The sequence below is a fragment of the Caulobacter sp. 10L414 genome (genome assembly GCF_056395525.1).
This window is the reverse complement of the sequence record NZ_JBFTJR010000103.1, coordinates 1-10236: the sequence shown is the minus strand read 5'-3', so window position 1 is coordinate 10236 and position 10236 is coordinate 1. Positions and strand designations below refer to the sequence as shown.

10 protein-coding genes and 1 pseudogene are annotated in these 10236 nt (G+C 69.6%); 2 read left to right on the top strand and 9 right to left on the bottom strand.

The window, feature by feature from the left end; translation table 11 throughout:
- Nucleotides 1–123: 123 nt before the first annotated feature.
- The 9 genes from AC1DCG_RS24350 to erpA all read right to left on the bottom strand — a co-directional run bounded on the left by AC1DCG_RS24350 (nt 124) and on the right by erpA (nt 8409).
- Nucleotides 124–1203 carry a cytochrome c peroxidase gene (locus tag AC1DCG_RS24350; protein WP_477031339.1) on the bottom strand — a complete coding sequence of 360 codons (1080 nt, stop codon included), beginning with the start codon at nt 1201–1203 and terminating at the stop codon, nt 124–126.
- A gap of 3 nt (nt 1204–1206) precedes the next feature.
- Entirely contained in the window at nt 1207–3699 is a 2493-nt protein-coding gene (locus AC1DCG_RS24345) for a TonB-dependent receptor plug domain-containing protein (RefSeq protein WP_477037234.1), read from the bottom strand.
- Nucleotides 3700–3869: 170 nt separating this feature from the next.
- A complete protein-coding gene (locus AC1DCG_RS24340; protein WP_477031341.1) occupies nt 3870–4244 on the bottom strand; it encodes a hypothetical protein in 375 nt (124 codons plus the stop codon).
- A 67-nt stretch (nt 4245–4311) separates the two neighbouring features.
- Nucleotides 4312–5217: a hypothetical protein gene (locus AC1DCG_RS24335; RefSeq protein WP_477031342.1), complete on the bottom strand. Its 906-nt coding sequence runs from the start codon at nt 5215–5217 to the stop codon at nt 4312–4314.
- Nucleotides 5218–5284: 67 nt separating this feature from the next.
- Nucleotides 5285–6073 carry an exodeoxyribonuclease III gene (gene xth, locus AC1DCG_RS24330; protein ID WP_477031343.1) on the bottom strand — a complete coding sequence of 263 codons (789 nt, stop codon included), beginning with the start codon at nt 6071–6073 and terminating at the stop codon, nt 5285–5287.
- Nucleotides 6074–6191: 118 nt separating this feature from the next.
- Nucleotides 6192–7289, bottom strand: coding sequence for a 3-deoxy-7-phosphoheptulonate synthase (locus AC1DCG_RS24325; RefSeq protein WP_477041722.1), 1098 nt, complete (start codon nt 7287–7289; stop codon nt 6192–6194).
- A gap of 97 nt (nt 7290–7386) precedes the next feature.
- Nucleotides 7387–7470, bottom strand: coding sequence for a hypothetical protein (locus AC1DCG_RS24320; RefSeq protein ID WP_477031359.1), 84 nt, complete (start codon nt 7468–7470; stop codon nt 7387–7389).
- A gap of 69 nt (nt 7471–7539) precedes the next feature.
- Nucleotides 7540–8058 carry a hypothetical protein gene (locus AC1DCG_RS24315; RefSeq protein ID WP_477037232.1) on the bottom strand — a complete coding sequence of 173 codons (519 nt, stop codon included), beginning with the start codon at nt 8056–8058 and terminating at the stop codon, nt 7540–7542.
- Between the two features lie 18 nt (nt 8059–8076).
- Entirely contained in the window at nt 8077–8409 is a 333-nt protein-coding gene (gene erpA / locus AC1DCG_RS24310; protein ID WP_165262063.1) for an iron-sulfur cluster insertion protein ErpA, read from the bottom strand.
- Nucleotides 8410–8486: 77 nt separating this feature from the next.
- Here erpA and AC1DCG_RS24305 point away from each other — a divergent pair, with 77 nt between their 5' ends.
- Nucleotides 8487–9671, top strand: coding sequence for a deoxyguanosinetriphosphate triphosphohydrolase (locus tag AC1DCG_RS24305; RefSeq protein WP_165262065.1), 1185 nt, complete (start codon nt 8487–8489; stop codon nt 9669–9671).
- A 135-nt stretch (nt 9672–9806) separates the two neighbouring features.
- Nucleotides 9807–10236, top strand: a pseudogene (locus tag AC1DCG_RS24300) (cell division protein FtsN); the annotation flags it as partial.

Here is a 10236-nt window from a genome sequence, read left to right as displayed (position 1 = left end):
CTCTGGGGGAGGTGGCCCGGAGGGCCGGAGGGGGCTGGCGTAGGCGCCAGGAACCCCCTCAGTCGGCTGTGCCGACAGCTCCCCCAGAGGGGGAGCATCTTGGCGCTCCCGAGGGGCAGGCGCCTACAGCGTTTCCAGGAACGCCACCAGCGCGGCCTTCTCCTCGCGGCTCAGGCCCAGCGGCCTCAGCAGCGGGGTCGTGGTCGGGAACAGGCGGTCGCCGGCCTGTTCGGGCTTGGGCCGCGGGCGCGCGCCGCCCTCGTTGTAGAAGTTCACGGTCCCCTCCAGCGTGGGGAAGATGCCGTTGTGCATGTAGGGACCGGTCTTGGAGATCCCGCGCAGCGACGGCGTCAGGAACGCGCCGACGTCGGCCGGGTCGCCGCTGACCTCGTAGCGGCCCAGGTCCTGCAGCTTTCGGCCGTAGAAGCTGAGGCCGATGTTGTGGAACTTGCCGTCCGACAGCAGCGGGCCGTTGTGGCAGTTCACGCAGCCGGCCTTGCCCTGGAACAGCTCCAGCCCCTGCAGCTCCTGGTCGCTCAGCACCCGGCCGCCCAGCGATAGCACGCGGTCCCACTTGCTGCTGCGCGGCTTGAGAGTGCGCTGGTAGGCGGCCAGGGCCCTGGCGGCGTCGGGCAGGGTCGGGCGACGGGCGCCGAACACCGCCTGGAAGTCCTTGCGGTAGTCTGGATCGGCGGCCAGGCGGCGTTCGATCTCGCGCGGGTCGCCGGCCATCTCCTTGTGGTCGACCACGGGGCCCAGGGCCTGGGTCTCCAGGCTGCCGGCGCGGCCGTCCCAGAACAGCGGCGTGCGCCAGGCCACGACGCTGAGCGTCGGGGCGTTGCGGCGGCCGCGCTGACGGTCGTGGCCGAACGAGGTCTTCACCCCGTCGCCGAAGGCCAGTTCGGGATTGTGGCACGAGGCGCAGGCGATCTGGCCCGAGCCCGACAGCTTGGGATCGTCGAACAGCTTGCGGCCCAGGGCGATCTTTTCCGGCGTCTGGGGATTGTCGGCCGGGACGCTCGGGGCGGGCAGGGCGCCGAAGGGCGTGAAGCTGGCCCCCGGCAGCAGGGTGGGGGCGGGCCAGCTGTCGGGCTTGCCCGCGAAGGCGGCGCGGCGAAGCGCCGTCGGGTCCGGAAGCGGCGCCAGCCCGATCAGGGCCGCCGCCGTTCCCAGCAGGAGAAGGAGATTCGCCGCGCGCTTCATGGATTAGAACTTGTAGCTCATGCCCACCCAGAACGACCGGCCCATGCGGTAGGGCTGGCTGATCGAGGAGGCCGTCACCGTCTGGGGCAGGGTGTCGAACAGGTTGGTCACCTTCACGTCCAGCCGCGCCTCGCCATAGGCGGTCTTGGCCACCAGGGCCGAGACGTTGGCGTTGAAGGTGGTCTGGGCCTTGTAGCGGATCACGTCCCACACCGCATAGCGCACGCCGTCGACGGTCTGGGTCGAGCCCGTCTCTTCGATCTGGTCATAGCCCGAACGCCAGCGGGCGTTGAGGTTGGTGCGGATCCGGCCCTTCCACCAGTCGGCGCTCCAGTCGCCGTTGATCAGGCCGGGGGCGGCGTAGTTCAGGCGCTGGTTGGTGGCGATCACCGACAGCAGGCTGCGGACCTGGCCCTTGTAGTAGACCAGTTCGTCGCCGTACTCGGCCTCGTCCGAGGGATCGACAAGGGTGTTGTCGCCCATGTTGTCCTCGGTCTTCGCCCACGAGCCGTTCACGCTGAAGGTGTGGCGGCCCACGCCCCGGGTCCATTCCGCCGACAGGCTGCGGTACGAGGTCTCGCCGTCGTTGCCCAGATAGGTGGTGCGGTAGGTGTAGGTCTGGCCGTTGGTCTCGCGGATGTAGTTCTGCACCTCCTCGACGCCGGCCGTGAACTGGTCGCGGGTCTCGCGGGCCACGCCCTTCAGGCGCGCCACGCCGCCGAACAACGGCTTGGACAGCGCGAAGGTCAGTTCGTCCGAATAGGGGATCGCCAGGCCCGAGCCGGCGACGCCGGCCGACACCGAGTGCGTGCTCAGCGTCCAGGCGTTCATCACCCGCTGGCCGTTCACGATCGAGCTGGTGCGGTTGTAGACGTAGTTGCCCGGGTACTGCGACTTGATCGCGTAGCCCAGGAAGTCGCGCGAGTAGTAGCGGTTGGCGCCGACCGTGGCGGTGACGTCCCACGGCATCTCGTAGACCACCGACAGGCGCGGGGCGAAGTTGTGCTTGGCGACCAGGCTTTCGTGGTCGTAGCGCAGGCCGGCCCGCACGGTCAGCGGACCGCGGCTGACCTCGTACTCGGCGAAGGCGGCCACGGCGTCGACCTCGGCCGAGGCGTCATAGGCCTTGTAGAGGCTGTAGACGGTCAGGGCGGCGTCGCCGGCGATGCAGGCCGGGTCGCCCTGCGAGCAGACGATGCGGCTGTCGACGGTGGTGGTGCGGTAGGCGTAGTTGTCGACCGGGCGGCTCTTACGGGCCTCCACGTGGCTGTAGTCGACGCCCAGGCGCAGGTCGCCGCCCAGCAGCGGCTGGTTCCAGCGCGCCTGCAGGCCCAGGTCCTCCTGCCACTGGTCGAGGTCGCCGAAGCTGCCGTCGACGCAGTTGGTCGCCGAGCACCAGTTGGCGTAGGCGGCGGCCGACGACCAGGTGAACAGCGTGGAGGGGGCCTCGCGGCCGCTGCGGGCCTTGGCGTAGGTGGCGGTCAGCGACCAGTCGGCCTCGCCGCGCTTGCCGAGCAGTTCGATCTTGCTGGTCACGCCGCCGCCCTTCTGGGTCATCACCGCGTTGCGCGAGTTGGAGGCCGAGTTCTGGCTCGTATAGGGGCTGTAGGCGACCTGGCCGCGCAGGGTCAGGTCGGGCGCCAGGTCGACCTCGACCTTGGCCAGGGCGTTGTCGGTGCGGCTCTTCAGGCCGAAGGGCGTGCCGCCGTAGTTGGCGTGCCGGTAGTAGGTCATGTCGGTCTGCTGGCGGCCGCCGGCCAGCAGCACGCGAACCTTGTCGTTGATCGGCAGGTCGACCGAGCCGCTGACGCGGCACTTCTCGTAGTTCGGCGGCTCGGGCTCGGCGCCGTTCAGGGCGTCACGGACGACCCCCGGGATCTTGAACGAGGTCATGCTGTCGTTGGTGCAGCCGGCCGTAACCGAGGCGCCGAACACGTGCGCGGGCTGGCGGGTCTCGATCTGCACGACGCCGCCGGTGAAGCCGCCGTAGCGGGCCGAGACGTTGCTGTCGCGCACGGTCACCGATTCCAGCAGGTTGCTGTCCAGCCAGATCGACTGGGCGCTGCCGCCGGCGGCCTCGTTGTAGTCCTGCGGATTGCCGATATCGACGACGTCCAGGCGGCTGTTCACGCCCACGCCGTCGATCGAGAAGTAGTTGTCGTAGAACTGGCCGCCCGAGATCGAGACCTTGGCCGGACGCATGTCCTGGATGCTTTCCTGCGTCGCCAGGCCCTGGTCGGAGTCGAAGTTGGCGAACGGCAGGATCTTCAGGGTCTCGATGACGTCGCCGGTGCCGGGCGAGCGGTCCTCGATCGCGCGGCGGGTGATCTTCGAGGTGCCGGAGTCGACCGGGTCGTTGGCCTCGTAGGCCGCGGCGGGCGGCGCGGCGCTGGTCGCCTCGATGCTGACTTTCGGCAGGCGCTCGGCTTTTTCGTCCTGGCTCCAGGCCTGGCTGGCCGCGCCCATCGCCACGGCCATGGCCGCGGTCGTCATCATCACTCGCTTCATCACTCGCCCCGTATCAACGCTCGTGCGTATCAATCGCATCAAGGGCGGGGGTCATACGGACGTTGAGAGTGGTTCGCAACTAAGGGATCGCCGCAGCCGGCAAAAAATGGGCGAAATCTGGGAAGAACTTCGAACCGGTCGTCGGCTGGCTACTACCGTTACTTGCGTCGTTCTTTCAGCTCTTCCAGGAAGCGATATTCCAGCGCCTGCTCGAACTCGCTGGCCTCGACGAAGCGGCGCTTCATCGAGAGGCCGGGAAACCCGGCTTCGTCGGCCCGCTCGGTCTTGGCGCTGGCGGGCCTGAAGCGCGGACCCCGATGGGGCGGGCTCTCCGGCTCGGCGGCGGGCAGTTCGGCGGCGTTCTGGGAAGCCAGCTGCTCGGCGGCCTCGGCCGGGCTGATCACGCCGTCGCCGTCCCGGTCGGCCAGGTTCAGCACCAGCCTCTGCGGCGCCAGGGGCGAGGCGGCCGGTGTCTGGGCCATGGCCGGAGCGGCCAGCAGCAGGGGCAGGGCGAGGGCGGCGAGGCGGATCATGGCGCGTCTCCACGGAACGCCGCAGCGTGACTCAGACCGCGGCGGCGCGCAACCCGGGCGAGAGCCGTCAGTATTCGTCGTCGCCGTCGAGATCGAACGGCAGTTCGTCCTGGTCGCCCTTGGCCTCGCGAGCGGCCTTGGACACCGGCTTGTAGGGACGATCGGGCGGCAGGTAGGCCGGCTCGTCGGCGGTGGTGGCGCCGTCGGCCCAGCCCTGGATCGGCGCGTCTGGGTCCGACCACGGCGGATCGGCGGCCTCGGGGCCGTCGTCGATCTCCTCGAACAGCGGCGCGGTGGCGACGGCCGCGGTGGTCGCGCCGGCGCCGGCGGTCACCGCCTCGCGGGCCGAACGATAGGGCTTGGGCTTGTCGGCCTGGGCGGCCGGTTCCGGTCGACGGGCGATCTCGGGTTCGGAGGCCTTGGCTGCGGGCGAGGCGCCGCGCGGGGCCAGCGGCCGGCGCACGATCGCTTCGGCGCGGGCCAGCCAGCGGTTGGCCTCCTGGATCGCCAGGGCGGGCGAGCGGCTCTGGCGCTGCTGCTCGTCGCCCTCCAGCCAGAGGTCGAGTTCGAAGTCGGGGTGGCGCGGATCGTCGAAGATCAGCCGCAGGCAGACGCGGGCGGCCTGCTGGACGATCTGGTCGATCGCCCGGCGCTGCTCGCCGCGGAACACCCGGCCGACGACCTGATTGTCGACCGACAGCTCGGCGCCCATCAGCTCGTCGATGCGATAGAGCAGGCACCAGGTCCCGCTGTCCCAGGCGACGGCGGCGGTGTTGGTGTCGAACGAGAAGCCCACGCCCTTGCCGCGGCCGCGGGCGATGATGACGGTCTCCGGCTCGCCCTTGAGCACATGGCGCAGGGCGCGGCGGATGCGACGCTCTTCGTCCATGAACCAGATGGCCGCGCTGCCCATGAAGGTGACGGCCGACCCGGCGATGGCGACAAGCAACAGGAGGCGCCAGAACTCGCTCATGGCGCGGAGGCTAGCGGCGTTCGCGGATTCGCGACAGAGGCGCCGGCTACCGGCACCGCTCGCCGGTTCAGAGCGCCAGGGTCGCCACCACCGGCACGTGGTCGGAGGGCTTTTCCTTGTCGCGCTCGTCGCGGTGGATCTTCACCTGCGCCAACTTGTCGGCCGCCTGCGGCGACAGCAGCAGGTGGTCGATGCGGATGCCCAGGTTCCGGGGCCAGGCGCCGGCCTGGTAGTCCCAGAAGGTGTAGCCGCCGGGCGTCCCGTCCGCCTGCATGTAGGCGTCGGTGAAGCCGAGGTTCTTGAGCGCCCGGAAGGCCGCGCGGCTTTCGGGCTGGAACAGGGCGTCGCCCAGCCAGGCCTCGGGATTGGCCACGTCCTCGGCCTCGGGGATGACGTTGTAGTCGCCCGCGATGACCAACGGCTCCTCGAAGGCGAGAAGTCCCTTGGCGTGTTCGTGCAGGCGGCGCATCCACGACAGCTTGTAGGCGAACTTCTCGGTGCCGATCGGATTGCCGTTGGGCAGGTAGATGCCGATCACCCGCACCGGCTTGGGACCCGAGATCACCGCCTCGACATAGCGGGCCTGCTCGTCCTCGGCGTCGCCGTCCAGCAGCGGCAGGCCCTTGCGGACGTCCTCGACCGGATGCTTGGAGAGCAGGGCCACGCCGTTATAGGTCTTCTGGCCGTGGACGACGACGTTGTAGCCCAGGCGCTCGAAGGCCTCGGCCGGGAACTTCTCGTCGACGCACTTGATCTCCTGCAGCACCGCGACGTCGGGCGCCTCGGCCTCGAACCAGGCCAGGACGTTGTCCAGGCGGGCGTTGACCGAATTGACGTTCCAGGTGGCGATGCGCATGGCGGGCTCCGATAGGCGCGCGGAGGCTAGGGGGCGGCGGCCTCGCGCTCAAGCCATGGCAAGGAGATTTCCGGGGATAGGGAGGGACGCCGCAGGGGGCGTCCCTCCGTTCGCGCGGTCAGGCGTTGCGGGCCTGGCGACCGGCGCGCACCGCAGCCGCCAGTTCGTCCAGCACGCGCACCGACGTGTCCCAGTCGATGCAGGCGTCGGTGACCGACTGGCCGTAGGTCAGGGCATTGCCGGGAACGATGTCCTGGCGGCCGGCCACGAGGTTGCTCTCGATCATCACGCCCATGATCGGCGAGGCGCCGCTCGCCACCTGGGCGGCGATGTCGGCGACCACGGCCGGCTGGTTCTCGTGGTTCTTGCCGCTGTTGGCGTGGCTGGCGTCGACCATCAGGCGCGGCGGCAGGCCGGCCTTCGTCAGGGCCTCAGCCGCCGCCGCGACGCTGGCGGCGTCGTAGTTGGGGGTCTTGCCGCCGCGCAGCACGACATGGCTGTCGGCGTTGCCGGTGGTGGTGGCGATGGCGGCGCGGCCCTCCTTGGTCACGGCCAGGAAATGGTGCGGCTGGGCCGCGGCGGTGACCGCGTCGACCGCCACCTTAACGTCGCCGTTGGTGCCGTTCTTGAAGCCCACGGGGCACGACAGGCCAGACGCCATCTCGCGGTGGATCTGGCTTTCGGTGGTGCGGGCGCCGATCGCGCCCCAGGCCACCAGGTCGGCGATGTACTGCGGGGTGGTGACGTCCAGGAACTCGCAGGCCGCCGGCAGGCCCTGGGCGGCGACGTCGAGCAGCACCCGGCGCGCCAGGCGCAGGCCCTCGTTGATGTGGAAGCCGCCGTCCAGGCCTGGATCGTTGATCAGGCCCTTCCAGCCCACGGTCGTGCGCGGCTTTTCKAAGTAGACGCGCATGATCACTTCCAACTCGCCGGCGTGGCGCTCGCGTTCGGCGGCCAGGCGGCTGGCGTAGTCGATGGCGGCCTTGGGGTCATGGATCGAGCAGGGGCCGATCACCACCACCAGGCGGTCGTCGCGACCGTGCAGGATCTCGTGCACCGCCTGGCGGGATTCCTTGACGATCTCGGCGGTCGTCGAGGTGGCCGGGGCCTCGCCGATCACCTGGGCGGGCGGGCTGAGGGTCTGCAGGCGGGAAATGCGCAGGTCGTCGGTGGGGACGGGCAGCGAGACGAGATTGGCTGCGGTCGAGGATGGCATGGCGTGCTCCTGAAAATTCGCGGGGTCCGGCGGCCATCAAAAAAGCCGCCCGGGGAACCCCTGGCGGCTGGTGAAAGGCGTTTCTGGCGGCCTGATCTCAGGCCAAACGATCCCCTCCCGGCGCCTGAGGCGTCGGATAGCTAAAGTACCAAAACAGCTGTTGGCTGGCGGCGAGGGTCATCGAACTGACCGTAGAGTGTAGTTTGCGGCCTGTCACCCCCCTTACTGCGTCGCGAGCGTCGAGCCGCGTTCAGGCGGGGAAGATCAGCACTTCGTCGGGGGCAAGCGAGCGCAGCGCGTCCAGCCGGTCGCCGCGCGGCGGGGCGTCGCGACGGCGCGGCGGCGTGATCTCGTCCTCGAGGCCGCCGGAATAGAGGTGCAGGAAGAGGCCCGCGCGGGGCAGGCGCAGGGAGGAGTGGACGTCCGCGATCACGGCCGCCCACAGTTCGAAGCTGTCGACGCCCTCCTGCGAGCGGGTCGAGGCCTTGCGGCGATCAGCCAGCGCGCGGTCGATCTTGGCCTTGGACCATCCCTTGGCGGCCAGGCGCCGGGCTTCGTCCTCTTCGGTCGCGCCTTCGAGCGACGGCGCCAGGACCGTGCCGCAGTCGCACTCTCGCGTGCAGGTCAGGTACTGGCGCTCGTCGGCGCGCAGGATTCTGCGCACGGACGGATTGTCGATCGTCTGGGCCGTGCGGCCATGGCGTTGCATCACCGTCCGCAAGGCGGCTTCGTCCTCGGTGGGAACGATCAGGGTGATGAAGTGGCACATGGCCCTTGGGCCCGTGCGTCAGATCGAGAAGCTGACGCCGCAGCCGCAGCTGGACTTGGCGTTGGGGTTCCTGACCCGGAACTCGGCGCCGGCCAGTTCGTCGACGAAGTCGATCTCCGAGCCCTTCAGCAGGGCCAGCGAGACCACGTCGACCAGGGCCGAGGCGCCGTCGCGCTCGATCTTCAGGTCGTCCTGCTCGGCGGCCTCGACCAGGTCGAACCGGTACTGGAAGCCCGAGCAGCCGCCGCCGTCGACCGCCACGCGAAGCATCACTTCGCGGCCTTCGGCCTGGGAAAGGGCGTGCAGCCGGCGTGCGGCGTTGGAAGAAAGCGTAACGGTGGTGTCGGTCATGGCTGTGGAAACTTGATCTATCGCATATATGAGGGCGACCGCGTCCCGGGAAAAGGGGCGATCAGCAAAGGCCGCTCATGTCGACGTCTCCGTTCGCCGTCCCCCGCGCCCCCTACGCCGAAGATCCGAGCAAGTCGCGCGGGCGGCGCTACCAGGAAGACGAGAGCCGCACCCGCACGCCCTTCGCCCGCGATCGCGACCGCATCATCCACACCTCGGCCTTCCGTCGCCTGAAGGAAAAGACCCAGGTGTTCGTCGCCCACGAGGGCGACCAGTTCCGCACCCGCCTGACCCACTCGCTGGAAGTGGCCCAGATCGCCCGCTCGCTGGCCACCGCGCTGGGCCTGGACGCCGACCTGGCCGAGACCATTGCGCTCGCCCACGACCTGGGCCACCCGCCGTTCGGCCACGCCGGCGAGGACGAGCTGGAGCTGCAGACCAAGGAGTTCGGCGGCTTCGACCATAACGTCCAGACCTTCCGGGTCGTGACCGAGCTGGAGCACCGCTATCCCGACTTCGTCGGCCTGAACCTGACCTGGGAGACCCTGGAAGGGGTGATCAAGCACAACGGCCCGGTCATCCATAAGCTGGGCCAGCCGTCATGGAAGGCGATCTCGAAGTACGACGGCGAGTACGGGCTCAAGCTCGACACCTGGGCTTCGGCCGAGGCGCAGGTGGCGGCCCTGTCGGACGACATCGCCTACAACAACCACGACATCGACGATGGGGTCGAGGCTGGGCTCTTCACGCTGGACGAACTGATGGACGTGCCGCTGATCGGCCCGATCCTGGCGGCGGTTCGCAGCGAGCGGCCCGACCTCGACGCCCGCATCACCCGCCTGGAAGCCGTGCGCCGGATGATCGGCGCCATGGTCGACGACGTGATGGGCGAAACACTGCAGCGGGCCGCCATCACCGGCGTCGCCTCTGCCGACGAGGTGCGGGCCCTGCCGCACGCCCTGGTGTCGTTCTCGTCCGACATGCTTGAGGACCTGGCCCGCCTGCGCGAGTTCCTGCATGCCCGGATGTACCGCCACTGGCGGGTGAACCGCACCCGCAGCCAGGCGCGCCGCATTCTGGCCGAGATGTTCACGCTGTTCTTGGCCGAACCCGAGGTGCTGCCATCGGAATGGTTCGCCAAGTCGCAGAACCGCGACCAAGCCGGAAGGGCTCGCGTGGTGTGCGACTACATCGCCGGCATGACCGACCGTTTCGCCATCGAGGAACACCGCAAGCTGTTCCATCTGGATGTGTGGAGCTGACGGGGCGAGCGCCGGGCGACGCACGACCGTCGAGGGTGCGACAGTTCTGAACGGCCATCGGGTCCAGTAGAGTAGGAACTTGCGCGCGTGATTCGCACATGGTGAACGCGCGCCGGAATTCTGGAGCCTTTTTCGATGTCCGACCCGCACCGCGGCGCCTATGCGCCGCCCACCGATGCGCCGCTTTCGTTCGATGCGCGCCAGCCGGTGCGCGGGTCGCGGCCCTTGCCGCTGACCCTGATCATCAGCGCCGTGGTGCTGGGCACCCTGCTGGTGGCCGTGTTCCTGATCTACCGCAACGGCATCCGCGGCCCCAACGAGCCGCCGCGTACCGTCGGCGAGCCGGTGGCCGAGATGAAGGCCGCCCCGGCGCCTGACCAGAACAAGCCCGACGAAGCCGCCGGCCTGCAGATCTACAGCCACGAGAACCCGACGGCCTCGCCGACCTACGCCGCGCCGCCGGAAGAGCCGATGGCCCGTCCGACCGCGCCGCCGCCGGCCGCTCCGGTGCAGAGCGCCAGCCTGCCGCCGGCCAAGCCCGCCGCCACGGCGCCCAGCGCCCCCG

What these genes read in the sequence shown, in the direction of transcription:
- AC1DCG_RS24335 (WP_477031342.1), bottom strand. Translation starts at nt 5,217, where the DNA reads ATGAGCGAGTTCTGGCGCCTCCTGTTGCTTGTCGCCATCGCCGGGTCG.
- AC1DCG_RS24340 (WP_477031341.1), bottom strand. Translation starts at nt 4,244, where the DNA reads ATGATCCGCCTCGCCGCCCTCGCCCTGCCCCTGCTGCTGGCCGCTCCG.
- AC1DCG_RS24315 (WP_477037232.1), bottom strand. Translation starts at nt 8,058, where the DNA reads ATGTGCCACTTCATCACCCTGATCGTTCCCACCGAGGACGAAGCCGCC.
- AC1DCG_RS24350 (WP_477031339.1), bottom strand. Translation starts at nt 1,203, where the DNA reads ATGAAGCGCGCGGCGAATCTCCTTCTCCTGCTGGGAACGGCGGCGGCC.
- AC1DCG_RS24305 (WP_165262065.1), top strand. Translation starts at nt 8,487, where the DNA reads ATGTCGACGTCTCCGTTCGCCGTCCCCCGCGCCCCCTACGCCGAAGAT.
- xth (WP_477031343.1), bottom strand. Translation starts at nt 6,073, where the DNA reads ATGCGCATCGCCACCTGGAACGTCAATTCGGTCAACGCCCGCCTGGAC.
- AC1DCG_RS24345 (WP_477037234.1), bottom strand. Translation starts at nt 3,699, where the DNA reads ATGATGACGACCGCGGCCATGGCCGTGGCGATGGGCGCGGCCAGCCAG.
- AC1DCG_RS24320 (WP_477031359.1), bottom strand. Translation starts at nt 7,470, where the DNA reads ATGACCCTCGCCGCCAGCCAACAGCTGTTTTGGTACTTTAGCTATCCG.
- erpA (WP_165262063.1), bottom strand. Translation starts at nt 8,409, where the DNA reads ATGACCGACACCACCGTTACGCTTTCTTCCAACGCCGCACGCCGGCTG.